Source organism: Nitrospira sp. Vd2 (genome assembly GCF_979581665.1).
This window is the reverse complement of record NZ_CEFZSK010000037.1, coordinates 195,999-221,865: the sequence shown is the minus strand read 5'-3', so window position 1 is coordinate 221,865 and position 25,867 is coordinate 195,999. Positions and strand designations below refer to the sequence as shown.

At 61.4% G+C, this 25,867-nt stretch carries 30 protein-coding genes; 12 read left to right on the top strand and 18 right to left on the bottom strand.

The annotated features are described in order from the left end of the window. Positions 1-49: 49 nt before the first annotated feature. Positions 50-1,030, bottom strand: coding sequence for a hypothetical protein (locus AC1U7K_RS14580; RefSeq protein ID WP_480252199.1), 981 nt, complete (start codon positions 1,028-1,030; stop codon positions 50-52). Next, on the bottom strand, positions 1,023-1,214 hold the full coding sequence (locus AC1U7K_RS14575) for a hypothetical protein (RefSeq protein ID WP_480252197.1): 192 nt from the start codon (positions 1,212-1,214) through the stop codon (positions 1,023-1,025). The genes AC1U7K_RS14580 and AC1U7K_RS14575 overlap by 8 nt, the downstream gene beginning before the upstream one ends. Before the next feature lie 43 nt (positions 1,215-1,257). Between AC1U7K_RS14575 and AC1U7K_RS14570 the strand changes: the two genes are divergently transcribed. Next, positions 1,258-1,416 (top strand): hypothetical protein, encoded by a 159-nt coding sequence (locus tag AC1U7K_RS14570; RefSeq protein WP_480252196.1) that lies wholly within the window; start codon positions 1,258-1,260, stop codon positions 1,414-1,416. Between the two features lie 225 nt (positions 1,417-1,641). On the opposite strand, the gene AC1U7K_RS14565 is transcribed toward AC1U7K_RS14570, so the two are convergent. From AC1U7K_RS14565 to AC1U7K_RS14545, 5 genes are all read right to left on the bottom strand, one after another. Beyond that, a complete protein-coding gene (locus tag AC1U7K_RS14565; RefSeq protein ID WP_480252195.1) occupies positions 1,642-2,022 on the bottom strand; it encodes a hypothetical protein in 381 nt (126 codons plus the stop codon). Continuing rightward, a complete protein-coding gene (locus AC1U7K_RS14560; RefSeq protein WP_480252208.1) occupies positions 2,012-2,236 on the bottom strand; it encodes a DUF1653 domain-containing protein in 225 nt (74 codons plus the stop codon). The genes AC1U7K_RS14565 and AC1U7K_RS14560 overlap by 11 nt, the downstream gene beginning before the upstream one ends. A 5-nt stretch (positions 2,237-2,241) precedes the next feature. Beyond that, positions 2,242-2,961, bottom strand: coding sequence for an SDR family NAD(P)-dependent oxidoreductase (locus tag AC1U7K_RS14555; RefSeq protein WP_480252194.1), 720 nt, complete (start codon positions 2,959-2,961; stop codon positions 2,242-2,244). Between the two features lie 124 nt (positions 2,962-3,085). Further along, positions 3,086-4,372 carry an MFS transporter gene (locus AC1U7K_RS14550; RefSeq protein ID WP_480252192.1) on the bottom strand — a complete coding sequence of 429 codons (1,287 nt, stop codon included), beginning with the start codon at positions 4,370-4,372 and terminating at the stop codon, positions 3,086-3,088. A gap of 136 nt (positions 4,373-4,508) precedes the next feature. Then, entirely contained in the window at positions 4,509-4,649 is a 141-nt protein-coding gene (locus AC1U7K_RS14545) for a hypothetical protein (RefSeq protein WP_480252190.1), read from the bottom strand. Positions 4,650-4,779: 130 nt separating this feature from the next. Here AC1U7K_RS14545 and ettA point away from each other — a divergent pair, with 130 nt between their 5' ends. Beyond that, complete coding sequence (gene ettA, locus AC1U7K_RS14540) at positions 4,780-6,465, top strand: energy-dependent translational throttle protein EttA (RefSeq protein WP_480252188.1); 1,686 nt, start codon at positions 4,780-4,782, stop codon at positions 6,463-6,465. A gap of 5 nt (positions 6,466-6,470) precedes the next feature. On the opposite strand, the gene AC1U7K_RS14535 is transcribed toward ettA, so the two are convergent. Further along, positions 6,471-6,638 (bottom strand): hypothetical protein, encoded by a 168-nt coding sequence (locus AC1U7K_RS14535; RefSeq protein WP_480252187.1) that lies wholly within the window; start codon positions 6,636-6,638, stop codon positions 6,471-6,473. A 146-nt stretch (positions 6,639-6,784) separates the two neighbouring features. Here AC1U7K_RS14535 and AC1U7K_RS14530 point away from each other — a divergent pair, with 146 nt between their 5' ends. The 7 genes from AC1U7K_RS14530 (at position 6,785) to AC1U7K_RS14500 (ending at position 12,236) form a co-directional block, all read left to right on the top strand. Continuing rightward, complete coding sequence (locus AC1U7K_RS14530) at positions 6,785-7,693, top strand: hypothetical protein (RefSeq protein WP_480252186.1); 909 nt, start codon at positions 6,785-6,787, stop codon at positions 7,691-7,693. 74 nt (positions 7,694-7,767) lie between these two features. Then, positions 7,768-8,202: a response regulator gene (locus AC1U7K_RS14525; RefSeq protein ID WP_480252184.1), complete on the top strand. Its 435-nt coding sequence runs from the start codon at positions 7,768-7,770 to the stop codon at positions 8,200-8,202. Positions 8,203-8,284: 82 nt separating this feature from the next. Further along, positions 8,285-9,490, top strand: coding sequence for a CsgG/HfaB family protein (locus tag AC1U7K_RS14520; RefSeq protein ID WP_480252183.1), 1,206 nt, complete (start codon positions 8,285-8,287; stop codon positions 9,488-9,490). A 241-nt stretch (positions 9,491-9,731) separates the two neighbouring features. Continuing rightward, a complete protein-coding gene (locus AC1U7K_RS14515; protein WP_480252182.1) occupies positions 9,732-10,379 on the top strand; it encodes a lytic transglycosylase domain-containing protein in 648 nt (215 codons plus the stop codon). A 111-nt stretch (positions 10,380-10,490) separates the two neighbouring features. Next, entirely contained in the window at positions 10,491-10,964 is a 474-nt protein-coding gene (locus tag AC1U7K_RS14510) for an aminotransferase class I/II-fold pyridoxal phosphate-dependent enzyme (RefSeq protein WP_480252181.1), read from the top strand. Continuing rightward, positions 10,961-11,650 (top strand): pyridoxal phosphate-dependent aminotransferase, encoded by a 690-nt coding sequence (locus AC1U7K_RS14505; RefSeq protein ID WP_480252179.1) that lies wholly within the window; start codon positions 10,961-10,963, stop codon positions 11,648-11,650. Before AC1U7K_RS14510 ends, AC1U7K_RS14505 begins: the two co-directional genes overlap by 4 nt. Before the next feature lie 115 nt (positions 11,651-11,765). Further along, a complete protein-coding gene (locus AC1U7K_RS14500) occupies positions 11,766-12,236 on the top strand; it encodes a hypothetical protein (protein WP_480252178.1) in 471 nt (156 codons plus the stop codon). Between the two features lie 107 nt (positions 12,237-12,343). Here the strand turns inward: AC1U7K_RS14500 and AC1U7K_RS14495 are convergent, their stop codons facing one another. Both AC1U7K_RS14495 and AC1U7K_RS14490 read right to left on the bottom strand, forming a co-directional pair. Then, positions 12,344-14,659 carry a 6-phosphofructokinase gene (locus tag AC1U7K_RS14495; RefSeq protein ID WP_480252177.1) on the bottom strand — a complete coding sequence of 772 codons (2,316 nt, stop codon included), beginning with the start codon at positions 14,657-14,659 and terminating at the stop codon, positions 12,344-12,346. 67 nt (positions 14,660-14,726) lie between these two features. Further along, the gene (locus AC1U7K_RS14490; protein WP_480252176.1) at positions 14,727-14,909 is read right to left on the bottom strand and encodes a hypothetical protein; all 183 of its coding nucleotides are present in this window, start codon (positions 14,907-14,909) and stop codon (positions 14,727-14,729) included. A gap of 151 nt (positions 14,910-15,060) precedes the next feature. On the opposite strand from AC1U7K_RS14490, the gene AC1U7K_RS14485 reads away from it, so the two are divergent. Both AC1U7K_RS14485 and AC1U7K_RS14480 read left to right on the top strand, forming a co-directional pair. Further along, a complete protein-coding gene (locus AC1U7K_RS14485; protein ID WP_480252174.1) occupies positions 15,061-16,368 on the top strand; it encodes a BaiN/RdsA family NAD(P)/FAD-dependent oxidoreductase in 1,308 nt (435 codons plus the stop codon). After that, a complete protein-coding gene (locus AC1U7K_RS14480) occupies positions 16,352-16,834 on the top strand; it encodes an MEKHLA domain-containing protein (protein WP_480252173.1) in 483 nt (160 codons plus the stop codon). Before AC1U7K_RS14485 ends, AC1U7K_RS14480 begins: the two co-directional genes overlap by 17 nt. A gap of 26 nt (positions 16,835-16,860) precedes the next feature. Here AC1U7K_RS14480 and AC1U7K_RS14475 read toward each other — a convergent pair whose 3' ends face one another. Then, positions 16,861-17,157: a transcriptional regulator gene (locus tag AC1U7K_RS14475; protein ID WP_480252206.1), complete on the bottom strand. Its 297-nt coding sequence runs from the start codon at positions 17,155-17,157 to the stop codon at positions 16,861-16,863. 89 nt (positions 17,158-17,246) lie between these two features. Between AC1U7K_RS14475 and AC1U7K_RS14470 the strand changes: the two genes are divergently transcribed. Continuing rightward, positions 17,247-18,077, top strand: a complete 831-nt coding sequence (locus tag AC1U7K_RS14470; protein ID WP_480252172.1) for a mechanosensitive ion channel family protein — start codon at positions 17,247-17,249, stop codon at positions 18,075-18,077. Positions 18,078-18,180: 103 nt separating this feature from the next. Here the strand turns inward: AC1U7K_RS14470 and AC1U7K_RS14465 are convergent, their stop codons facing one another. The 7 genes from AC1U7K_RS14465 to AC1U7K_RS14435 form a co-directional block, all read right to left on the bottom strand. After that, positions 18,181-19,035, bottom strand: coding sequence for a hypothetical protein (locus AC1U7K_RS14465; protein WP_480252170.1), 855 nt, complete (start codon positions 19,033-19,035; stop codon positions 18,181-18,183). A 109-nt stretch (positions 19,036-19,144) separates the two neighbouring features. After that, complete coding sequence (locus tag AC1U7K_RS14460; protein WP_480252169.1) at positions 19,145-20,617, bottom strand: proteasome accessory factor PafA2 family protein; 1,473 nt, start codon at positions 20,615-20,617, stop codon at positions 19,145-19,147. 15 nt (positions 20,618-20,632) lie between these two features. Then, positions 20,633-21,442 carry a hypothetical protein gene (locus AC1U7K_RS14455; protein WP_480252167.1) on the bottom strand — a complete coding sequence of 270 codons (810 nt, stop codon included), beginning with the start codon at positions 21,440-21,442 and terminating at the stop codon, positions 20,633-20,635. Then, entirely contained in the window at positions 21,435-22,211 is a 777-nt protein-coding gene (locus AC1U7K_RS14450) for a proteasome subunit alpha (RefSeq protein WP_480252166.1), read from the bottom strand. The genes AC1U7K_RS14455 and AC1U7K_RS14450 overlap by 8 nt, the downstream gene beginning before the upstream one ends. A 161-nt stretch (positions 22,212-22,372) precedes the next feature. Beyond that, positions 22,373-22,558: a ubiquitin-like protein UBact gene (locus AC1U7K_RS14445; protein ID WP_480252165.1), complete on the bottom strand. Its 186-nt coding sequence runs from the start codon at positions 22,556-22,558 to the stop codon at positions 22,373-22,375. Continuing rightward, positions 22,533-24,083, bottom strand: coding sequence for a proteasome accessory factor PafA2 family protein (locus AC1U7K_RS14440; RefSeq protein WP_480252164.1), 1,551 nt, complete (start codon positions 24,081-24,083; stop codon positions 22,533-22,535). Before AC1U7K_RS14440 ends, AC1U7K_RS14445 begins: the two co-directional genes overlap by 26 nt. Positions 24,084-24,093: 10 nt before the next feature. Then, on the bottom strand, positions 24,094-25,839 hold the full coding sequence (locus AC1U7K_RS14435) for an AAA family ATPase (protein ID WP_480252163.1): 1,746 nt from the start codon (positions 25,837-25,839) through the stop codon (positions 24,094-24,096). Positions 25,840-25,867 lie beyond the last annotated feature (28 nt).

Here is a 25,867-nt window from a genome sequence, read left to right as displayed (position 1 = left end):
AGGACACCACCAATGCACAACTTATTCCACGTACTTCAGAGACAGGACACTAGAACTGCCAGCTGACGGCGAAGAACACGCCTTGCCGCCGGGTATTGTCAACATTGAACGGCTCACTGGAGGTCGCCCCATTCGCACCGAACGCTTCGACGGTGCCCGACCCCGATCGAATGTCCCAATACTGATAGCCGGCTTCCAGCAACAACCCCCGCCACGGTCTGACGACGATCGATCCTTCCGCCTGCACGCCTTGGCCGCCGGTCGCCGTCGTCAGGAAGCTCGGGTTCTGCGCCAAATCCGGTCTCAAATGGTGAACATCCTCGCTGCGGTAGTACGTGACGGGTATATAGAAGACGCTGCCTTTGATCGCGAGAAACGAGAAGACGGGCACGGTACCTCGGATCCCGAGGCGTAGACTCTGCCAGGTATTCGTTTGCGAGATCGCGACGACGTTGGGAAGCGGCTCGATGGTCGGAAACGTTTGCTGCCCTCCGAAGGCTTGGTACCGTTCACGCCACAGTTGATACCCGATCAACGCATCGACGCCGCCTTGAATCGGGTTGTCCTCGACCGACCAGTGCAGAAGGCGGACGCCTGGGCTGATCGAGACGAAGAACACCGAGCTTTCCCCGACGGTCGAGATCGTCTCGACAAGCTTCTGTGTGCGATTGTCGCCATCCCAATCCTGATCGAAAAACGTGCCGTTCGTGATTCCGCCATAGCCCACCGACAGACTGGCCACAAAGCGCTGGACAATCAGATCAGCGTTGACTTCGGTCACGACACTGTTCACGCCGCGCCAGGTCAACTCCGACAACACGTTCGGATGTCCGCCGGGGCCGGCAATGTTGTTTGCGCTTCGCCCCTGGCTCAGCCATTCGCGCACGCCGAGCGTCAGCGAGAGATCCTTGCGCTCCGTGACGATCTGTTCGGTAGCACCAACCGAGAACGGCGAGACAAGAAGCCCGACCGTGAGAAAGGACAGCGTCGCGATTGCTCGGCCGGTGCGCGCGCGTGGACGGCTAGTCATCGTGCTGGCGGCCCCGCATCAGCCGGCGAATCGCACAATACAATCCATAGCCTTGCGCCAGCAGGCCCGTTGCGATAAGGCCGAGGGCGGTCCGCAGCCACACCGAGTCGGGATGGTCCAGCCCATACATCCCCAACATGAACCCCAGGGCAATCGCCACGACACCGACGGACCGTGCAATCATGCCGCGAGAATGCAGGGCGGGCATGTGATGACGAGGGGAGGCCATGGCGGAAGTCCGAGGAGCGATCGATTCCTTTCGACCGTCGATGCCGACGATCTCCTATCATTGCGATTCCGATATTCCGGTGGCAGGATACCACGTCCTCGACGGACGATTGAACAGTCATGAGCGGATGGCATATTTACCGTCGATCGATTGCTAGCCAGTCATCTCGCTGATCGGGTACGATAGTAATCTGTACACTGGTCGAGGGAGTCATGATTTGCGAACGATGTGGAGAGTTGGCTGAAACTTCATGACTGAAGGCCACGGAGAGTTGTGCGAAGCGTGCCAACGTCTCGTGGAGGAGGAACACCAGCGGAGCCCGATGCCGCCGAGACGGCGGCTCATGGATCAGGAGGAAGGCGAGTGAGTGCGTTCTCTCCGATCATTCAGGCAGCGCCTCCGCTGCATCGACGAAATAATCAGTGCTGCCGAAACAGTCCGTCGGGATGCCGCGATACTCGCGGTAATGCAGCACGACCTTCTTGCCCAAGAAGTGGTTGATCTTTTCGGCGACCGATTCATCCCAGACGCTGAATTGCCACAAGACCGGGGCAACCCCGGGCACGGTCGTCATCGCGAGTTCGCCCTCGTAGGTCTTGCAGAGCCAACCCTTCCGCGAAAACTTCTGGAGATACCCGACACGATCCCCGTCCGAAAAGCTCCAATTCAGCACGATCAGGAGGTAACCGCCGAAGAGCACGATCGGCAGGAGAAAAACCGACCAGGCGAGGCGCCGAAAGCCGCGTGACCAGTTAACGGCCATCGTCCGGCCGCTCCTGCACGAGTGAGAAACGCGGCAATCGCGCGGTTCCGATCATGACTGGTTCCAAAAAGAGGACGAGTGGGCGGACCCAAAGCCCCTGTTCGCCATAGAGCGCCCGGTACACCACGAACTCCTCTTCGGTTTCCGAGTGGCGGGCGCAGCCGATCACTTCATACTCCTTGCCCTTGTAGTGCCGGTATCGCCCCGGCTTCACCCTTGTCACCAGTCCGCCCCCATCCTGTCGATGATGACTTGCTGGACAATCGCATTCGGGCCGAGGGTCGCCAGATAGATGGCGGTCTCCGCCACGTCGAACGGATCGATCGCGCCGCTCGCCACGATCTCAGTTTTGCTCGCATCGACGAGCTCGTCAGCGACACCGGCCGGACAGATCGCGCAGACTTTAATGCTGTGCCGCCGCCCCTCATCCGCGAGCGCCTTCGTCAAGCCCATGATCCCGAACTTCGAGGCACTGTAGGTGCCCGTGCCGGCCCAGGCCTGAATACCGGCGACACTCGCCATATTGAGAATGACACCGCCGCCGGTGCTCAACATCGCACGAAATCCCGCGCGCGCACAGAGGAACGTGCCGCGGAGGTTCGTGCTCATCACGCGCTCGAACGTGTCGGTCGTGGTCTCAACGATCCTGCCGCCACCCCCGATACCGGCATTGTTGACAAGGACGTCGAGCCGCGCGAACTGCCGGCAGGTCTCCCCGATCAGACGCTCCACCTGTGTTTCATCGGTTACATCCGTCGGTATCGACACCGCCTGCCCACCGCTTCGACGAATTTGATCAGCCACGGCTTCACAGAGTCGTGCACGGCGCGCCGCCACGATCACCGTTGCACCTTCTCGGCCGAACTTTAGCGCAATGGCCTTGCCGATGCCGCTGCTGCTCCCTGTCACGATCGCAATTTTGCCGTGTAGCCGTTGCATACGCACGCTGTGACGTGGCGGATTATAGGGAATTCGCGAGAGATCCGGCAATCGTTGCGTCAAAGCAGTGCCCGAGGCACCGGTTTAGGCGGCGCCGCTCTCCTCGGCCGGCAATAATTGATGCTCATGAATGTGCCGGCGGATTGCGGGCAGCGCGTTCCAGAAGAGCGCGGCGGAGATGATCGTCACGACTCCACCACAGGTGAGCGTCCACGATGCGGAAGCATACGTGGCGCCAATTCCCGCCAACAGACTGCCGAACACCGTGAACCCCAGAGACAACCGTGGTAAAGAAGCTCACGATTCGGCCGCGGAGACGGTCCGGTACGAGGCTCTGCAACAAAATATTGGTCCCCGCAAGGCTGCTCACCATTCCATACCCGATCGTGATCATCGCCGCAGCCGAGAGCCAAAATGATCGGCTCCACGAAAAGATCAACAAGCCGATGCCGAAGAGGGCCACCGACCGTGCAATGGAACGTCCAAGGCCTTTCACGGTGCCTCGTCGCGCATGGCGAAAGGCCGCCAAGAGTGCTCCCACGCCGCTCGCAGCCATCAGTGCCCCCAAGCCACCCGGACCGCTCTTGAGGATGTCCTGGGCAAAGACCGGCAACAGGGTGCTGTACGGCATGGCAAAAATGCTCAAGACTGCCGTGACCGCGAGCACGGCCCGTACGTGAGGAGTCTCCCAGGCATAACGGAATGCTTCAATGAGCAGCGTGAGGGCATTCCCCCCTTCGCGGGGCGGCTGTGGCTGAAGACGCATCGCGAACAGACAAGCGAGGATCATGAGATAGCTCAGGGCATTCAGCAGAAAGCAGAGGCCTTCACCGGCGACGGCTACGATGACGCCCGCTGCCGAAGGACCGATGATCCGGGCGACATTGAAGAGAGAGGAGTTGAGCCCAATGGCCGAGGGGATGTCGCCGCGCGGTACGAGGTCGGCGACGAACGACTGCCGAACGGGGATTTCAAGCGCGCTGATCACGCCGATGAGGATGGCGAGCGCAATGATCCATTCAATCGTCACGCGTCCGGTCAGTGTCAATGCAGCCAGGGCCGCCGCCTGCAGCAGCAGGCCGGACTGCGCGATCATCAACAACCGGCGTCTGGGCCATCGATCGGCGAACAAGCCGCCGAGGACGCTGAACACCAGGATCGGCGCGCGCGCGACGAACTCCACGATCCCGAGAAGAAACGGCGAGCCGGTGAGCCGATACACGAGCCACGCGAGGGTGAGGCTCTGCATCCATGTGCCGCACAGCGAGAGGCCGTGCCCGGTAAAGAACAACGCGTAATTGCGATGGCTCAGTGCACGCCACGGCGACTGCGTTGTGAGAGTGAGTTGGCGAGCGGGGTGGAGGGAATCGATACAGTGAAGCCGCTCGTCCGCCGGACCGGGAAGAGGCATGGCACTACCATAACACACTGATCGCACACCGAGACCTGAGAAGGGATTCCGCGGAACATCAGGTTTGAAGGACGCGGACAGACCGACCAGGTAGGGAGTGCGATGGCGATCGCTTCAACCCGTGACCCGAGAGAGGTCACGCAGCGTCGGAGTAATCCTGCTCCTCGGCGTGGCGGTCCGACGGGGACGTCGGATGATCCGATTCGACGTACACCGAGACAACCGCCGCGGCCCAGGTCATGACCATCAAGGCAATGAGCAATGCGACCGGCAGCATGCCACGTCTCCTTTCGAAACGGTACTATGATTCTACTCTCCGCGGTGTCCCCGAACTAGAGGGCCGTGTCGATGCGATTTGCACGGGCGGCGATCGGTGGGGTACAAGAAAGCGACAGAGGGGAGGAGCCATGAGCAGCAATGACAAGCAAATTATCTTTTCGCTGATCGGTGTCAGCCGCATCCATCCGCCGAAAAAACAGGTTCTCAAGGACATCTACCTGTCGTTCTACTACGGCGCGAAGATCGGGGTCATCGGATTGAACGGCTCGGGGAAGAGCACGCTCTTGCGCATCATCGCCGGCGTCGACAAGGATTATGTCGGCGAGGTGACGATGTCGAAGGGCTACACCGTGGGTCTGCTCGAGCAGGAGCCGCAGCTCGATCCGAACAAGACGGTGAAGGAGGTCGTGGAGGAAGGCCGCCGGGAGGTCGTCGGGCTGCTCAAGGAGTACGAAGCGGTGAGCACCCGGTTGGGCGAGGACGTCTCGGCCGACGAGATGGAAAAGTTGTTGGAGAAGCAAAGCCAGCTCCAGGAGAAGATCGAAGCGGCCAATGGCTGGGAACTCGAGAACGAACTCGAGGTGGCGATGGACGCGCTTCGCTGTCCGCCGTCCGATGCGAAGGTCGGCGTGCTGTCGGGCGGCGAGCGGCGCCGGGTCGCGCTGTGCCGGTTGCTGATTCAGGAGCCTGATATCCTCCTACTGGACGAGCCGACCAATCATCTCGATGCGGAATCCGTGCAATGGCTCGAGCAGCACTTGCAGCAGTACAAAGGGACCGTCATCGCCGTCACACACGATCGCTACTTCCTGGACAACGTGGCGGGGTGGATCTTGGAATTGGACCGAGGGCACGGGATTCCGTTCAAGGGCAACTATTCGTCGTGGCTGGAGCAGAAGCAGGCGCGCCTGGAAAAAGAAGAAAGGGCGGAATCCAAGCGGCGAAAGACGTTGGAGCGGGAGTTGGAATGGATCCGCATGTCCCCAAAGGGCCGTCACGCCAAAGGCAAAGCGCGCCTCTCGCGCTATGAAGAGCTGCTCGGACAGCAGCAGGAGAAGCAGGCGGAGGATCTGGAGATTTATATCCCGCCGGGCCCGCGGTTGGGCGACGTCGTCGTCGAGGCGAATGACGTCACCAAGTCGTTCGGCGACAAGGTGCTGTTCGAGCATGTGACGTTCCGTCTGCCGCCCGGCGGCATCGTCGGCGTCATCGGCCCGAATGGAGCGGGAAAGACCACGCTCTTTAAAATGATCACCGGGCAGGTGAAGCCCGATAGCGGCACCATTCGAATCGGTGACACGGTGAAGCTGGGATACGTGGATCAGGACCGCACGCTGGACGGCACAAAAACCGTGTGGGAAGTCATCTCGGATGGGCAGGACACGATCAAGCTCGGGAAGGTCGAAGTAAACTCACGCGCCTACTGCGGCCGATTCAACTTTGGCGGCAGCGATCAGCAAAAGAAAGTCAAAGACCTCTCGGGTGGAGAGCGAAACCGGGTTCATCTGGCCCGCATGCTGAAAGAAGGCGCCAACCTCCTGCTCCTTGACGAGCCGACGAACGATCTGGATGTGAACACGTTGCGTGCGCTGGAAGAGGGCTTGGAAGGCTTCGGAGGCTGCTGCATGGTAAGCAGTCACGATCGCTGGTTCCTCGACCGCATCGCGACCCACATCCTGGCCTTCGAGGGCGACAGTCGGGTCGTCTGGTTCGACGGCAACTACACCGAGTATGAAGCCGATCGGAAGAAGCGTCTCGGGAAGGAAGCCGAACGGCCGCATCGCGTGCGGTATCGGAAACTCACGCGAGAGTAGTACCGTCAGACGCGCAACGCGGCCGGTTCCGCAGACCCCCGGGACCGGTTCCGCTCGATCGTGTGATCGACGCAGGCGCCGCAATTCACGCATCGCCACACGTACGCTTCGTCGAGCTCATCGGTCAGCCATTCCTCGACCATCAGCCCATGGCACTTTTGGCATTCCATCATCGCCTCCGTCACGATGTGGTGAGTGGTCAACCGTGAGGCAACGGTAGCAAGGAAAGATGAAGCGATGATTAACGGCGCATTAGAACATTCTCATGCGGGAACGGCTCACCACTGCCGGGGCCGATTTCAGAGGCGACTGAGTCCAGATGCGGACGGCTGAAGTCTTCGTGCCGGCGGTCATCAGTAAGGTCGAGACCATCGACCCCGGTGAAATCCGCCTCATCGCGCTGACGCTGCAGGAAGAATACGAGATCGGGGGCCGGCGCTATCGTGTCCAGGATGCGATGCGCCCGGGAAATGCGTTTCTCGCCAGGCCGCTGGGCGCGCGGAGCGGGAAGATCCGCCGGCGGATGTACACACGATCCAACGCTGCGGTCACGATGCCGCTCATCCTCGAGACCATCATCAACCACACCCATGAGGAACGGGCCGACACGTCGATCTGGTGGCAGTCCGAGCAGGTGGAGGACCTGCATCGGACCGGCGAATCAATCGACGTGCGGATGGCGCTCGATGCCGGACGAGACGAGTTGGTGGTCTTCGAAAACAGCCCGGTCTGCGACCCGCGCAACTTACGACTGGAGCCAGACACTGAGTGGCCCTGGATGCGGATCGTGGCGATTGCGCTTTCGACCGGGATCACGCCGTTTTTGGCCTACATCGATCATATGCGGGCTCACGCGTTTGGCCGGGAGCCCGGGCGACTCGGGGTGCATCTGACATTGATCGCCAGCGTGCGCCATCATCGTCAGCTGATGCGGCACGAGGAGCTGCTGACGGTGGAGCGGGAGTTCCCGGAGAATTTTCGCTACCACCCCGTGCTGACGCGTCAATGGCCCGAGTCGTGGCCGTACGGGCGTGGACGGGTGATGTGCGCCGACGACACCTGTGACGGTGACCTTCAGGTTGATCTGGGCCCGCTGCTCCGCCTCGTTCCCGATCTTCCAGGCTGCGATCTACGGATGTGCGGGAATCTGGCGTGCCGCCAGCAGCTCGAGGCGGGGCTACGGCAGCATGGGATCACTGTCCGCAGTTTTCGTACTGAAGTATGGTAGGGGCACAGTGGTTATTTCCATCGGCGTTACGATAAACTCGGTAGACAAAAGACGCAGTCCTGAGGTCTACCGAGATGGGAACGATACCGACCCCCGACCGCGCGCGGAGCGTCTTCTCTGGCGACGGTCCCCGCGCGTCCGCAACCATCCTCCTCGTCGACGATGAGGCGAAGATCCGCAAGGTGTTGTCCTTGGGACTTCAGGCTCGCGGCTTCACCGTCGTCGAGGCGGCTGACGGGCATGAAGCGCTACGGATCGTCCGTGAGCACAAAGGCAAGCTCGACCTCTTGTTGGTCGATGTCGTGATGCCGGGGATGACCGGGCTGGAACTCGCGCCGCTGGCGCTGACGATCAGACCTGAGATGAAGGTGATTTTGATGTCGGGATACCGGAATGAACAACTCTTCCTCAATGCCGCCCTCAACCCCAACACCCCGTTCTTCCACAAGCCCTTTACGATTGAATCCTTGGTGGCGACGATCCGCGCATTGCTGACGCCGGATAAGTAGCCCTCGTCTTGCGCGCTGTCCTCAGCAGTGATAGCGTGAGCTGCTCGACTGTTCCCTCTTAACAGAAATGATCCTCCGATCCATGGTGATAGGCCTGGCGGCCGCTGCGATCAGTGGCTGTGCGGTGGTCTATACGTTTTTCAACTCGGACAGCAAACTTGACCGGCTCGAAGCGACGATGCCCAGGACGGCCGTGGTCCAAGCCATCGGCAAACCGGATCTTGTGCTGCGCGACGACGGCCGGGTGACGGTGTGGCAGTACCATTTCAACACCAGCCGGCAATGGCTGTATGAATTATCGCTGTGTCCCGTCTCGGTGTGGGTCGGCGGCTGTCTGTTTTATCCCTTCACCAATTGGGTATTGGACCGCCAGCGCGAGCACCCGATCCATTTGATTCTCGTCAACGACCGTCTCTGCACGTGGGGGCCTCCGATCGCGTTGATGCAGAAGAAAAAGGGCTGTACCGGCGCGGCGAGCCTCGAAGACGAGAGTCCGAGCGCGCCGCTCCGCAACCTGGACGTGATTACGACCGGATATGGCCCAATCAATCGCCAGACCGTGTTGGCCTATCAGACGTTGGCCGTGCTGAACTTCGCCGATGCGCCGGATGCGCCGGGATCGGGGGCGAAGGTCTCAAGCCTGATGACGAATCTGCTGCTGGACCTCGATTTTACGATCGTAGAGCGGGCGAAGCTGCAACAGGTGCTCGAAGAACAGGTGATTCAACTGAGCTACTCGGAAGAAGCGCGCGCCCTGAGCGTCGGGCGAATTGCCGGCGCAAAAGCCATCATCATCGGGGAAGTGCAGCAATGGAGCGGAGAGGAAGCCGCGAAAAACGGACGAGTGGGGCTGTCCTGGCGAATGGTGGATGTCGAAACCGGCCATGTCCTGTTCGATGGAGAAGGGCATTCCAATGAAGGACTTTCCGAGACACCGGAGAATCTCGCTCGTCTGATCGCGCATCGGCTCGTGACCCGCTTTGCTATAAAGGCGGGACTGCTCGGCACGGGACGCATCGGGGCACATTGGGAATGGTCGGACACGGGCACGACGCGCGGCTATCTCGTCAACGATGTAAGTCCAGGATCACCAGCGGCCGCGGCAAGCATCCGAGCCGGCGACTTGATCGTGGCATGCAACGGGACCGTGCTCGCAGACGTGCCTCATCCCCAGGATGCCAAACGAGCCTGCCGCGTGGATGCCGGCCAAGTGTTGGATCTCGATCTCCTCCGCGGGTCCGAGCAGCTCCATCTCGAGGTCGCTGCAGAACGCCGGCCTGGCATGTAATCGTTACCTCAATTTTGTCCGTGTCAAGCAGGCAGGATTTGGCGTCCGCTGTGGCAAAAATTGTAGAGACGATGCCCGGTCTTCCTTCACAAGTCGTAGAGGCCCCCTCTCCAAGCCGTTGTTTTCGAGCCCGGCCATTTTCGTCCCACGCGGCACAGAATCTGATCCTCCTTTCCCATCGACGGTCCTGTTCGTTCCTAGCCATCGTGAAACCGGAAAGTAGGGAGGAACAATGGAGACCATGACCAATCAGCATGCATCTCAACAAGACAACATCCCCATCGGTCGATGGGGAGTAGGCACGGCCTTCCTGTCTGTCGTGGTGCTCAGCATGCCGGCGGCGCTCAGCGGAGGATCCTATCAGGCAATCCAACGGGACGGCGCGATTGTCGTGATACAAGGGGGACAGCAAGAGACGCATTCCATCTCCTATCGACCGGCGTGGACAATGCCGCGGCCGGTCTCCGTTGGTGAAGTTAACGACGCGATCCGATGGTACGCCGGTCGATATCGGCTTTCACCGGCGCTCCTTCGTGCCGTGATTCAAGCCGAGTCGGACTTCGATGCGACGGCGATTTCGCCTGCCGGCGCTCTCGGTCTCATGCAGCTCATGCCCGGCACGGCGGCTTCCTTACGCGTCCGCGACCCGTTCAATCCGGTAGAGAACATTCGCGGCGGCGCGAAGCACCTCCGCTATCTCCTGGACCGCTTCCACGGCGATATCACGCTCGCCATCGCCGCCTATAACGCGGGCGAGTATCGGGTGAAGCGATACCGCCGCGTGCCTCCGATTCACGAAACGCAGGTCTACGTTCGCAAAGTCCTCACCTACTACCATCAGTTTCGCCGCCACCCTCGATCCCTCGCTTCGCCGTCCGCCGCGCTCTAATCGAAACGAATCGGCCCACAGGCAGTTGACCCTCGTGGTCGTCGTGTGTCACGTAAGAGGGCCGACAGGCCGGTTCAAAGAGGCAAGAGAAAGCTTGACGGAGAGAACGAGATGGATCGACATGGCAATCAACGAATGGCGGCCCTGGCGCAATCGGAGATTCGAGCGATGACGGCGGCGTGCGTCAGAGCGAATGGCATCAACATGGCGCAAGGCGTGTGCGATACGCCTGCGCCAGAGGCCGTGATCGCCGCCGCCCAGGCCGCGATGCAAGCGGGGCTCAATACCTATAGCCGGTTTGACGGCTTAAAGGAACTTCGTCTTGCGCTTGCGAAGAAGCTGACTGATTACAATCGGATTACCGTCGATCCGGAGACGCAGATCACGATCAGCGCCGGCGCGACGGGTGCCTTCCACTGTGCCTGCCTCGCGCTGCTCAATCCTGGCGATGAGGTCCTTGTCTTCGAGCCGTACTATGCGTACCACATCACCGCGCTCGTCGCGGTAGAGGCTGTCCCCCGTATCGTCCACATGCAGCCGCCGGATTGGATCTTTTTTCTCGCGCGGCCGTTGAAGCGGCCGTGACGTCACGCACAAAAGCGATGGTGATCAACACACCGGGCAATCCAGGCGGGAAAGTCTTCACGCGAGAGGAACTCGAGTGGCTTTCGGAACTCGCCATTCAGCATGATTTGCTCATCTTCACCGATGAAATTTACGAGTACTTCCTGTTCGACGGGCGGCGCCATGTCAGCATGGCGAGCCTGCCAGGCATGGCGGAGCGGACGATCACGATAGGAGGCTACTCGAAGACGTTCAGTATTACCGGTTGGCGTATCGGTTACAGCGTGGCATCCGCGAGGTGGGCCACGTTGATCGGTGCGATGAACGATCTCCTGTATGTCTGCGCTCCGACGCCACTTCAATACGGCGTTGCCCAAGGCATTGCATCGTTACCGGCCTCGTTCTACGCGGAATTGGCGGAGGAGTACCAGGCTAAACGAGACCGGTTCTGTCGGGCACTCGCCTCGGCCGGCCTCACGCCGTCGATTCCAGAAGGCGCGTATTACGTCCTCGCTGACGTGTCTCGTCTGCCGGGCGCGACTGGAAAAGAGCGCGCGATGTACCTGCTCGATAAGACCGGGGTCGCCGGCGTGCCGGGGGAAGCATTTTTTTTAGCGGATCGCGGCCATCGCTTCATCCGTTTTTGTTTTGCGAAGACCGATGCCGATCTGGACACGGCGTCGCGGCGCATCGAGCAGTTGGGGTAATCCATGTGCTATCGACGTCAGGCACTGTCCGGCTGAAGAAGTGTCGACCCTCCGGGTAACGCCCGCCCGATCGCTGGTATAATCGTCAAAATGACACATTCCGTGGGGAGGATCGATGAAGCGTGCTGAGCTGATGATGATGGTCGGAATGATTGCGGCGTTCATGGCGGGGTGCCACTTGTCCGTGCCGCACGAGATCCAAAGCGGAATTGCAAACGCAACAGGAGATCCAGGACCGGTCCTGATCCTTGCCGGTGAGTGGGAATACGAAGACAGCGGGATTGTCCAAACATTGCGGCTCGACCGGCAGGGTAACGGCCGCTATCCCTGGAAGGGCGGCCGGTTCCTTACGGCGAGCTTGATCGGACAGTCGTGGACCGGATCGTGGCAGCAGCGGGAGAACGATCGCGAAGGAGGCTTTGAGATTGTCCTGACTCCCGATTACTCGGAGGGCGAGGGCCGCTGGTGGTATACGCGGATTGAAGATGACCATGCACCCACGCGGCCGGGAGGCGCCTTTACTGTTCGCCGCGCCTCAGTCGTGCAAGAGGGGGCACTCATCTTAGAGGCTAGCGACGCTCGGTAACGCTTGCGGAGCGTAGTGGCTGGCTTGGAATCCGCCGACAACGGACCACGGGACATACAGGTCCCGTGGTCGCTCTCATCGACCCTGCTTGAGGCACCGTGAATCCCTCAGGTCGCTTCTCCGCCATGCATCCGAGTAAAGAGGTTCCAATTGAACGCCTTCGTGGAAATTGCATGGAGCGGTATCGGCTCGATGGTTTGTGGCGCCCGATACGCCAGCATACAGCCGACCGCGGTTTCGGGGCGTTCGATCAAGCGGCGCACCGCTTCGTAGGCGAGGTCCTGGGCGATCGCCTTGTCCTCCGGTGTCGGGCGGGCGCCGCGCAACGTGTGCCCGAGGATCGTCGCCTTCGTCGAGACCATGAGCGGATAGCGGCCGGGGCCGCTTTGAAATTGCGGCCACTCGGCGACCGCGTGCGCAACGTAATCCACCAAGCCATGAACCCCGCCGGAGGCATGATGCCGATGCGGCGTCCGTTCCGCCACGACGAACAAATGACTCTTGTTCGGGATGCCGAGCGTCTGTTTTAATCGTCCGAGAATCACTCGTTCGATGTATCCGTCCGGATCGGGATGCTCGTTCACCAACAGCCCCTCGGCCCGGGCCTGATAGGCACATGCGAGTGCGAGATGCCCTGAGCCGGCTCCCATGACCTCCACGAAAAACACGCTCCCCATCGCAGCGCTCGTTGCTTTGAGTGACTCGATCGATTGATTTGCCAACGCGACCGCGGAATGGAAGCCCAGGGACGTGGTTTCGGCAATGTTGTCGTCGATCGTCCCCGGGATGCCGACGACCTGAATGCCGAAGTTTTCGTAAATGGCCCGCGCGCCGCGTAGGCTTCCGTCTCCACCCAGCACGACCAGCGCACCATCCTCCACATACGGTTGCAGGTTGCGCATCGCCGCTTGCTGGATACGTTCATCCTTGAAGTCCTCGAAGCGGCTGCTTCCGATCGGGCTGCTGGCCTGTCCCACCATGCCTCGGGTGTCGTGTTCGCGAACCTCGTGAATCCAATTGTTCGCCAACCCGAGAAAGCCATGGCGCACGAAATGCACTGAGAGCCCCGCCTGGCTTGCGCTGACGTACAGCTCTTTCAGGGCGGCGCCCGCGCCGGCAAAGTCGCCACCCGACACGAGCGCCACGAGACGCTTGATCTGGCGCGGCTTGAGCGTGACGCGGTCGCGGCGTTGGCGCTCGACCGACATCCAGGCGTCCCGAGCCGCGCGCTCGTGAGCAGACAGGCCGACGGCCGTCGAGTAACCGGAGAGCTGTCCCTGCTCATAGGTTAGCAAGACGACGTTGTCTTGACCTTCCTTGTAGTCGCTGAACTCGCCGAACGCCTCATGAAAGGGCCGCGGATCGAGATAGATCATCAATGCCCGAAGCGTCGAGCTATGGGTGTATAGGCAGGCAACCTTGCCTTGTTGGGCTTCGGCGAGTTGGTGCAGGCCATCGATCACGTCGACATAGAGATCGAAAAAGGAGTGACCGCCTGGGTAGCTGTAGAGCGGGTGCTTGAGCAGCCGTTTGGCCGTCTTGACGTCGACGCCGAATGCCTGCGCGGCAAGGTCGGTTTCGAGAGTTTTTTCTACCCCGGTCACCCATCCGAAATCAGAAGATTCGAGCGCCGGCTCGTAAGTTGGCTCTCCATGGCTTTTCCCGGGCGCGAGCGCCGCCACGACTCGCTCGAATAATTGACGCGTATTCGGGCTGCGGCTGATACAGTGCACGAAAGTGTGTGGATCGAGGTAATTGTAGAGATGGAGAAAATCGAGCTGTTGTCCAACCACGCCGATCATTCGGGCAAGGGCGGCGCCAACGGCGTCGGCCTTCGGTTGGCCGCGCTCGGGATCAAGGATATTGGCGAGGCGGCACCCGACGCGGTGGGTCTTGCTTTCGACTTGGGAAACGCCGTGGCGCATGGTAAAGAGCAGCGTGCGATTGGACATGTCGCGCGGCAACAGCCAAAACCGTTCGTCGCCGAGATCGAGGACGATCCGGCCCTCCGCCAATTGTGGCGTGAGCTGGGCCCGAGGGACAATGGCGACGGGCCGGCGACGACTGGGTTTGCGGACGCTGCCGATCGGCGCTTGCATCAATGGGGCCAAGGCGCCTTCGGCTACCGCGGCATTCCACGCGGCGAAAAACACCAATGGATCGCCGCCGCAGGCGTCGTTGAGCAGGGTCTGTCGCGCGAGGCGATAGTCGGCTGCGGCCGCAAAGCCTTGGACCGCCCTGCTCCCGAAAGCACGGACGGCCTCGATGGCCTGATGGGCACGGGTCGCACGATCAGCCGCGGAAGACCGCGTAGGGAGGGACACGGAGCCCGACCGAGGTAGGGTTGGCTGCGCAAGCGCCTCGCCATAGCGGAGCAGGCCATCAACGGTTACAAACGCCAATGCAGAACTCTCGGAGGGCATCGTCACCTCCCATCAATGATGAGAATGGAGCGGAGAAAGCCGGCCCATTGGCGGCCGGCTCAATCGTTTACTCTTGTGGACGCTGACAGGATTTGTGGATCGAGGCCCAGGAGAAGAGCTTGCGAGCCGGCTTGTCTTCGACGTTCGTCAACCCTCCAGAGTTCTGCACCTCTCGCAAGACGAGGACTTGGACGAGGTCTCGAATCTCCCGAAGCAGCGCCAGGGTTTCGGTTTCTGCTCGACGGCTCATTACCCGCCTCCTGTGTAAGTGTTGATGATCCGTCTATGTCAGACTATATCCGACGGTCTGACAAAATGGCAGTTATTGTACCTCCTTCCCAAAGAAGACACTATTTCGTCAAACTACTTGAGTAGTAGTACCGATGTGAGAAGGGCATCCAATGGGCAGTGATGCCGGCGCGCAACCGACCGATATTGCGGTCATCGGAGGTGGGGCCGCGGGGCTTGCGGCGGCGATCTTTGCTGCCGAAGCTTTGCCGGCGAGGACTCGCTACCGCATCATTGTGCTGGAGGGAGCCACGCGACTCGGCGCGAAAATCTTAGTTTCGGGAGGGGGCCGGTGTAATGTCACGAATGCCTGTGTGACGGCGGATGATTTCCATGGCTCTCAACCGGTAATCCGAAACATTCTCGCCGCCTTCGACGCCCGCGCTGCCGTCGGATGGTTTCGATCATTAGGAGTGGAACTGAAAGAAGAGGCAGGGGGAAAACTGTTCCCAACCACCAACCGCGCCAAGACCGTGCTCGACGCACTCGTGCACCGGTGTCGAGCCGTGGGGGTAGAAATTTGCACTCAGTGCCGCGTGACCAGGATTATGTGGGATAGTGAGGCCGATGATGGGCTCTTTACCGTTCAACATGCAGGAGGAGTGTTGCGCACGCGCCGACTCGTGATGGCCACCGGCGGTCGGTCACTGCCCAGGAGCGGGAGCGATGGGCAAGGGTGGGAGTTGGTGAGTCGCTTGGGGCATAGTATAACGCGCATTGAGCCGGCGCTCGTCCCGCTGCGGCTCGATCCAGCCATGTTTCATGCCGAACTCTCAGGCGTCACTCAGGACGTCGAACTGACGATGATCGTGGATGGGAAAGTCATGGACCGCCGTGTTGGCAGTTTATTATGGACCCATTTTGGCATCAGTGGTCCAGTGGTCCTCGACATGAGCCGCTTCTGGACCCTGGCGGTGGCTGAAGGCCGCGAGGTTGAGCTCCAATGTCACTTCCTTCCAGGACAGGATTTTCAGGCAGTCGAGCAGTGGCTGCTGAGCGCGGCACGAACACGGCCGACCACACCGGTGTCACGAGTCCTCGCACAGCGGCTTCCCGACCGCGTTGCGGAGGCCATCTGCCGGACGTGCGGCATCACGTCGCAATTGTCCCTTGCGCACCTACCCGCGGCGCAGCGCCGCATGCTCGTCCACCGGCTGACCGCATTCCCCCTGCCGGTGATCGCCCATCGGGGATGGAATTATGCCGAGGTGACGGCCGGTGGCGTGCCGCTTTCCGAAATCGACTACCGAACGATGGCCTCACGGAAGGTACCGGGCCTGTTTCTCGTCGGCGAGATGCTCGACTGCGATGGCCGCATCGGTGGATTCAATTTTCAATGGGCGTGGTCGACCGGCTATGTCGGTGGGCGCGGTGCGGCGGCCAGCTTGGTGAAGGAAGACGCGGATGGCGGACGGCAGTGATTGGTGGAAGACCGAGCCGCGGGTGGCGTGGGTAGCCCTACTGCTCGATAGTTTCCGTGCGCGGGTCGGCCGGGAGCTCATCGACCGTAGCGGCAGCGCCGTCCAGCAGGCGGAACGGCTCTTCCACGCGCCGTTCATCGTCGTCTCTCACGGGACTGAGGCGGATCCTGTCCTGAACTACGGGAACCAGGCGGCTTTGGCCTTGTGGGAAATGGGCCAGGAAGAATTTCTCCGCACGCCGTCGCGCCGGACGGCTGAACCGGCCAATCAGCGCGAGCGGGCGGACATGCTCCACCAGGCGGTCACGCAAGGATTAATCCGGAACTACTCGGGCATTCGGATTTCGCGGACCGGTCGGCGCTTCCGCGTGAAGGATGCGATCGTCTGGAACGTGCGGGATAGCCAAGATCGATACGTCGGCCAAGCCGCGACGTTCAGCCGGTGGGCCTATGTGGACGAACACTGATCCGGGCGGGCGCTGGTGTCGTCCGTCTATCGTCCTAGCTCGACGCCAAAGCGCGGTGCAGAAATCGCTTCGCTGCGACAGCGGGGACACCGGCTGGGGCGTGTGAGACGCGTCCGATCGCGAAAGACAAAGCCGCAATCCTGACACGCGGAAGGTTCGAGGAGAAAGCGGCGTGAACGGTCTTTCGCAAGAGATCGAACCACGTGCACAAGGTGGGCTTCGATCTGCTTTTCTGAAAGACCCAGCATGCGGGCCAACTCATAGGAGGAGCGGCGCGTCCCGGTGAGCGCGGCGATCAATGCTTGCCGTGGCGTTTGCTCCATCATGGCCCTAGAATGCGACGGATCGAAACGGCGAGCCGGCGGTCGCCCGGCCTTCCGTCGTAGTTCCGCATCCTGAGCAGGAGTCTTGAATGAACGTTTTACGCTGGTCGGACAGCCCGCTGCTTCCCGATATCGTCAAATCGCTCGTCCTGTTGATCATCCTGCTGACGGTTCGCGTCATCCTCATGCGCGCGATCACCCGCAGCCAGGCGCTGTCCCTGGAAACTCGCCGCCGCTGGGTCCTCACGATTCGCAACTCGATGGCGGTTATTTTCGTGATGGGCCTCATATTCATTTGGGGGCACGAACTCAGCACCTTTGCCGTGTCGCTCGTCGCGATCGCCGTCGCGCTGGTCTTGGCGACCAAGGAGTTGATCCTGTGCTTGAGCGGCACGGTGCTGCGGGCCGGCACCAATTCCTATACGCTCGGGGATCGGATTGAAATCGGCACGACGCGCGGCAATGTGATCGACCAAAACCTCCTGACGACCACGGTGCTCGAAATCGGCCCGGGACATCAATCCTCTCAGTATACGGGGCGGGCGGTGATCTTTCCCAACAGCCTTCTGCTCAGTCAACCGCTCATCAACGAAACATACATGAAAGACTTTCTCGTCCATGTGATGACGATTCCATTACAGCTGGCAGACGACTGGCAAGCGGCGGAAAAACGATTGCTGGAGATTGCGGCCGACGAGTGCCGGCCTTTTATGGACGATGCGGTCCAGCACATGAAGCAGCTGGAGGGCAAGGCGTGGCTTGACACACCGTCGGTTCAGCCCCGCGTGACGCTGCAATTGCCCGAACCCGGGCGAATCAATCTGCTGCTACGCTTTCCCGCGCCCTCACATCGAACGGCGCGGGTGGAACAGGCGATCATGCGCCGCTTTCTGCAGGGCGGTCATCCTCGACCCCGGTAACCGGTTCATCGCTGCCGTCCAATTCGGGAAGTCGAGGTCGATGGGTTCGTGACGCGGCCGACCGTGGCGGTGACCAGCAGATGGGAAAAAGAAGAGCGAGCTCCTAATGGGCCGCTCGTGATTCGGTTCCCGGCTCGCCGGGTTCGCTGCGTCGGATGACCCCGCGGCGGTGCCCACCGGACCCTTCGCTGGGACCGCGTGCCGCGGAATAATTCCTCGCGGTCACGTGATGGGCCAGCTCCTCCAGGACTCGACGCTGTTCTGCGACTTCAGTCATCAAACGGCTCAGTTCCCGCTGTTGCGTGTCCAACGTCGCTTGAATCAGGTTGAGCTGCTGACGAATACTCGGCCGGTGCCACGCAGCGGTGGCCTGTCCTCGCAAGCTGGCTGCCGTGCGCGTCACTCGTTCGCCGAGCTGCCTCCGCCGCTCGCCGAGCAGTCGCCCGCTCTCCAATCGCCAGCCGCGCACGCGCTCAGCCGATACCTGCTGCAGCCGCGCCGCGCGGCTGCGTGCGGCCATCCAGGCTTCGAGCACGCGAAGACGGAGTCGTCCTCGTTCGTGACGAAGGTAGTCCGCAAGGCCGACTCGTGTTGGCTTCGTGACCGTCTCACTTGGGATCGCGGGAAGAGAGGCCGGCTCTTCGTGCGGCACGTCCTCCGCTTTGATCGTGACGCGGTTCTGGTCTTCGGAGGCCTCGTGCTCCATGTCTTGCGGCGGAGCGGCGGGGAGGCGGAGGTGGGCTGCTGCCGCCGCTTTCCAGTACCTGATCCGGACCACGGCCCGCTGGCCGAGCGTGCGCACGCCAGACTTTACGGCCGACGCCAGTCGTTTCATCTGCTCGCGAACCTTCGACAACCACTCGGGGTCCAAGAAGGGGGGACGCCCACCGCGTGGCACGGGGAGGATTTTGATGATCTTCACCGGGTTGATTTCGCGTTTCATTGGCGGAGCACTCATGTCGGTCTCGCCGAGACGAGCCGCAAGCTTCTGATGGGTGAAAAAGCCCATGCTAGAAGTCTGGCCGGTAACCTACAAGTCGTCCCCTGAGCAGAAGTATGTCGGATGACTACTGGCGAGCCAGGTGGCCACGAATCTCGTGCACGTAGCTCTTGAAAGGATCGGGCATCAAAAACGGGACGTGACCGCGAAGATGAAAGGCGGACCAATTGATCACGTACGGTGGGAGAAAACGGCTGTCCCCTCCGCGTTCGTCGTCGGGCGGTGGACCACATTTCAGTAGATGACGGATCACTTCACCGCGCCCGAACGCTCGAGTGTTCCGAGGCGGCTGCTCTTCGGCCAGCCGGACGGCGGCATCCGTCGTCACGCGTGAGGCACGGCCTTCGTCCACCAGGCCGAAATACAGTCCTTTTGCTTCATGCAGGTCGTGATATTCGAGGTCCAGACTTTTCAGAATCGGGTCATCCCAGTCCACACCTTCCGCCTCGCGGAACGATTCGAGCAGCCAGAGCTTCGACGCCCAATCAACGCGACCGACGAGTCGCGTGTAGTCTTCCCGCAGGTCGGCGAGTACCGAGGTCCATTGGTCCAAGGTCCAATCCGTGTCATCGTCTTGGCCGCGATAGTGACGCTCGGCCGCCTCCAAATACTGCTCCTGAATGTCGATGGCCGAGAGCGTGCGACCGGAATCGAGCCTCACCAGCCATTCATGTGATTGATCGTGTGAGATCTCTTGCAGTGCCTCCACTGGCTCGGCGAGTTCGAGCCTACGCGGGCCATGTCCGTCTTCGATCAATTGCAAGACGAGCGAGGTGGTGCCGAATTTGAGCGCGGTGGCGACCTCCGACATGTTGGAGTCGCCGACGAGGAGGTGAATCCGGCGAAATTGGTTCGGGTCCGCGAGGGGTTCGTCCCGTGTGTTCACGATCGCCCGATTCTGCTGCACCCACTCGAAAAAGTCGTTCACGATGTGATCGGCGCGCTGCGAGAGCTGAAACGGCAACGTCGCACGGTCTCGGAGAGACGACCGCCGGATGATCAATTGGCCTCGCTGAATCCACTCGTCCGCGTTGCTCGCCATGCCCACTCGTCCGGCGCCGGTGAAAATCTGGCGTGTGACGAGGAACGGAATCAGTTGGTTCAACCCCCGGCGTGTAAACGGAAAGCAACGCGAGACCAGATAATTTTCGTGGCATCCGAAGGTGGCATCCGTCTCATGATCAATGTTGTTCTTGATCAGCGAGACGCGGTCGGCGAGACCAAGCTCTTGGAGGGCCGTTTGTAGGATGCGATCGCCGGCGCGATCGGCGGCGACCAGATCGTCCAACGTCCGGCATTCGGGTGACGCGAATTCCAAATGCCCCATGTCGAGATAGATCCGGCCGGCATTCGTCAAAAACCCGCCGTTCCCCGGCGGCTCGTCATGACCGCGATGATGGAGGTCGAGCACGCCGCGGCGCTGCACCTCGAAGATATGATCGCGGATGCGGTGGCCGATCCAGGTCGGTGAGTGCTCCGGGCGGTCTTCGTGAATGAGAAGGCCGTATTCCGTTTCAATCCCGAAGATCCGGTTCGCCATGGTGACCGGGAAGGCTTAGCGAAGCCACGATGGAAGCCATGCCTGCCATTCGTCCGGCTTGACGGCTCGATATTTCGAGGAGCCGGGCATCTTCCGCTCGAGCAGCACGCACTCGATCGATTTCTCTTTGAGCGCCTCGCGGAGATGGTCTTCCACGGCGGCGTCGTCCGGAAAGGCCGGCTGCTCTGCCGACGGCGCGCGGTCGTCCGTCTCGGAATCTGTCCGCCGTTGCGCGAGCGCGCCGACCGACCACGTCTTCAACGCAAGGACGAAGGCATCACGCAGCGGGAGGCGCGCCGCACTTCCGCTCTCGGGAAGGCGTGCGAGATAGGCCGCCATCGTGGCTTGAATGGCGGGGGAGGCCGCCAGCATGGCCGCCCGGCTCGTCTCATCGAAGGTTCCATCGTAATTGATTGTCATGAACCCGTCACGCTCCGGTTTCGTCCCCAGTTCCGCCAAGAGAATCTTGACGATGAACGGCGCTTTGAAGACTTCTTCGAATGCCTGCTTGATTGCCGGGGCCAACCCATACTTCACCAGTCGCGAACCGGTGACGTCGGCCGGGGAGAGGTTGAAGCCCTCGACGTGGGCCATTTCCAGCAGACTGAAGCGGAGCTTTTCCAAGTCGGCGGGATGACCCATGCCGCCCCAGCCGATCCGGTCGTAGATCTCATACAGCTTCGGCGTCCCGCGACTGATCGTGAGCAACAGCAGCCCGTCGGTGTACGGCAGACTTACGACCGGGCTTCCCTCTCGAAACTGCTCATCGAGGTACTGCCGGCGGTTCCCGACAGCCTCGATCCATCGATACGGTTCCTCATACATGGCGGGCGACCTTGGTGTCGAACAGCGCTTTCATCCGCTCGGGTGGGATGGTGTGGACGCCGGAGGACGTAATCAGCTTGACGATCGGATACAAATTGGCGTCGCGATTGACGCCGCCAGTAGCCGAGTCGAACTCCGCTGCACAACTCAACAGGCGCAGGGCTTGAACGCTCGCCTCTTCTTCAGCCAGTTCATTCAAGCCGCGATGGCTCCACGTGTTGAGATAATGGAGGATGCCTCGGATAGTCGGCGAGCCGGATCCCGACACGGCGTATTCGACGCCTTCGAATTCGGCGCCAAGGATGTCGTAAAAGAAAATCTTGGCCCCGCCCTGCTCGAAATCGTAGCCGGCAAAAATCGGGGCGACGGCGCCCGTCCCCGCCAGCGCGGCCGCCACATTGTCCTTGAGCAGCTTGGACACCGCCCGCAATTTTCCTTCGAAGCTCAGTTCCTGTAACTGAGTTCTCCGATAGTATTTGAATGAATGCTCGAGGATGCGCGCCATCTCATACGCCGTCGCCGGGACACCGGCGATCGCCATCACGCTGTAGCGATCCAATTCGAGGACCTTGTCCGTCCGATCGTACATGACCGTATTACCCGCCGTCGCGCGCCGATCCCCGGCGACGAGCACGCCGTCGCGATACTTCATCGCCAAGATCGTCGTGCCCTTCGTGATCTCATCGCCCAGTCCTGAACCCACCGTCGGCGCCGGGAACAGGTACCCGCGTTCCTTCAGTAATTGCAGAAAGTCACCTTGCATCCCCATGTTTCTTCTTTCTCCCCTCGCTACCGTCCAACGGGAAGATGATGACCGGCCTGGCACCGCTGCCCGGTACTGCGCGCGTGCACCGAGCACCGTCCGCGCGTGCGCGGTGCGCGGGCACAAGGGCAGCGGTGCCAGGCCGGACACTGGCCCTCAACAAACCTTTACTGTCCTGTCCGCTGTCGGTAGCGCTCCGCTTGTTTCGGGTCCACCTTCCGCATGCGTTTCAACAGATTGTCCTTGTCCGACCCCGATTCTGGTCGCTTGGGGCCGCTGCCCTCATCCGGGCTGACGGGCTTTGGCATGGGATCGAACGGTCGTTCTCTACGTTCCAGCATTGCGATGCTCATGCGTCTCCTCTCGTTGATTCCATTTCATGACGAGCTCGCGCGGAGATGCCGCCGACTCTATCATCGTCGATAAAGCGGCGACGGCCGAGGGATCGAACAGATTGTCGAGTTGGAGGGCGACATCGTGGCCGTGATCGAACTGCACCTGCTCCCATTGAATAGAGGCAATCTGCTCGCCAAAGCGCTGCACGCACAACCCGCGCACGCCACCGCGGGTATCGCTCGGCCCCCGTGCCATGGCCGCCGCGATGGCGGACTCCGGGACGAGCCGGGTCGTCTTGCCTTGGGCTTCCAACGCGAGGAACAATCCGCGCTCGGGGTTCATGTTATGATATTCCAAATCCAAACTCATCAGCCAGGGATCCTCCCACGCGATCGACTCCTCGCGGACGAACGTGTCCAGGAGCCAGCGTTTCGTGATCCAATCGAGCTTCCCGACGAGCGACGCACGATCGGCCGCCAGCAACGTTAACGTCTCGCCCCATTCCCGGAGAATCCAATCCGTCTCGTCATCCAGTCCGCCGAGCGTCTCTTTCGCCGCCGAATAGTACACCCACTGAATCTCGAGGCCGGTGATCGTCTTTCCCGACCGACGCCGCACCGTCTGCTTCAGGTCCGGATCCCGGGACAGCACCTTGATCGCGGCGACGGGGTCCTCGAGTTCCAATGCCGGGGCGGCGTCATGCGCGATGAGATCGAGGACCAGCCGCGTGGTGCCGACCTTGAGCGCCGTCGCATACTCGCACAGGTTCGCATCACCCACAATCAAATGGAGCCGGCGATATCTGGCCGCATCCGCGTGCGGTTCATCACGCGTATTGAGGATCGGCCGGTTGTGCATCGTGTCGACGCTAAGGTCCGTTTCCATGAAGTCTGCGCGCTGCGACAGTTGATAGCGCCCCGGTTCGAACGAGCCGCCCTGTCCTTCGATCCCGACCTTGCCCGCCCCGGCGATCACTTGGCGACTGACGAGGAACGGCAGCAGGCCCTCGACGAGGCGACGGAACGGGATCGTGCGCGACACCAGATAATTGTCGTGACAGCCATAGCTATGGCCGTGAAAATCGGTATTGTTCTTGTAGAGCTGCACCGCCCGTTGCCCCAATAACTCGTTGCGGCGGTCGGCTGCGGTCTGGACAATCCGTTCCCCGGCGCGGTCGTGCGCAAGGAGATCGATCAATGTCCGGCATTCCGGTGTCGAATACTCCGGATGGGTATGATCGTTATAAAATCGCGCGCCGTTGGGCAGCACGAGGTCGCTCTTCATCTCATGGAACGAAAATGGCCGATGCCGGTCCTGCTCGGCGAACCGATCTTCTTCGCGATCCTGCTCCAAGCGGTCCACGCGGAAGCCGCGGGCATCCGCGCGGGGGTCCTCACCACCGTAATCCCAGCGCCGTTCGAAGTGCCTGGTGAGATGCGCGCGCACGAGCTCCATCGACTCGACGACCGGGTCCATCGCGGCACTGTCCTCGCGCGCGATGCCGTACTCGGTTTCCAATCCGAAGAGTCGCAGGTGGGCCATCGCCATCACGCTAAATGATTTGGGTAACGAGTCGCTCCTCGCTGCGCCGGCCGCTGCGAAAGGACGAAAGTCCGACCACCTGATCGGGGTGATGATCGAGGAGCTTGAGCCACTCCTCCGCCGCCTCATCGGGTGGCAGCATTTCCCCTTCGCGGAATTCGATCTCGATCGAGCGCAACAGGTCATCCGAGGTCAAGCCACCCGCGGTCGGATCCGCGCCCTGGATCGTCCTGTCGATCGCCCGCTCTTTGGCGCGCTGCACGACCGAGGCGAGAATCGCGCCGCTGAGTAAGTCCGAGCGGTACAGAACCTTCGTCTGTCCGGTCCGTAGCCGGATGCCAAGTAACCGATTCTCGTCGCTTCGCCGGAACAATGCATCGGCGACCTCGGTGATCAGGGCGTCACAAGCGGCGCTCGGATTCCCCTCATGCCGCTTCAGCAGCGATGGCGACAGCGGCAAATCGGGCGTCACATAGACCTTCAGGATCTCGGCGGCCGCCATGCGGTCCGGCCGACTCACCTTGATTTTGCGGTCGATCCGTCCCGGGCGCAGCACGGCCGGGTCGATGAGATCGGGCCGATTGGAGGCGAGGATGATCACGACGTCCCGGAGGGATTCGATGCCGTCCATCTCGGCGCAAAACATCGGCACGAGCGTGTTCGAGATATTAAAGGAGCGCATGGCCCGCCGCGTTCCGAGCACCGATTCGGCTTCGTCGATAAAAATGAACGGGAGCAGCCCGGCCTTACGGCGGAGGCGGGCCTGCGCGAAGAGATCGCGCACGATCCGCTCCGATTCGCCGAGCCACATATTCAAGATCTCGGGACCCTTGACGTGCAGGAACGCCCCGCCCGTAATCGCCGGCGCATCGCTGTTCGGCGCCGAGCCGGCCAGCTTGGCGAGACTCGCGGCCGTCGCCTGCCCGATCATCGTCTTGCCGCAACCGGGCGGCCCGTACAGCAGAAAGCCCTTGGGCTGCGTGAAGCGGTACTTGGCGAATGTCTCCGCGTGCAGCAGCGGATATTCGATGGCCTTCCGGATGGCGTCGATCGCGGCCTGCTGCCCGCCGATCTGCTCCCAGGTGATGGTAGGGATTTCGTCGAGGAGATGGGCCTTGGTGTTCGGGGAAGGCAGACGCTCGATCGCGATGCGGTGCGTGGGGTCGATCCGGATTTCATCACCGGCCATCAATTCCACGCCCTGTAACTCGCTGGACCGCTGGAGGATCAACGCCTGACGACCCGCTTCTTGTTCGAATCGCAGGCGGCCGTCGGCGAGGGGCTCGGTGAGCTTCAGCACCGGGCCGGTCCGGTCGTACCCCAGCGTCTTGATCACGGCATACGCCTCGTTCACGAGCAGTTGCGTGCCGATCTTCAATTCGTCGGCGGGGACTCGTGGATCGATATTCGTATAGTATTCCGCGCCGCCGACCGTGATGCGGGCGAGTCCTTCCGCCGGGACGTCGAGCAGCGTGCCGATCCGGTTGGCCGGCGCCGTCAGTTTGGCCACGACCTCGTTCAGCTTGCGAAATTCCGCCTCGCGTTGCTGCGCCTCGGCACCCTGTTGCATCAACACGCGGCGGAGTTTGTACAGAATCTCCTGTCGCGGATCGTCGTCCGGCAGGGCGGCGAGACACTCATCGATCAGCCGGAGCGGGTCCCTTTGTTCACTTGTGGACCCCGCCCGGCCCGCGTCCCGGAATGTGCCGTCGCCGCGATGCTGCTTGTCCTGGTCGCTGTCGCGATGATCGCTCATGCCCTCCTCCGTGTTCGGCCCGCTTCAT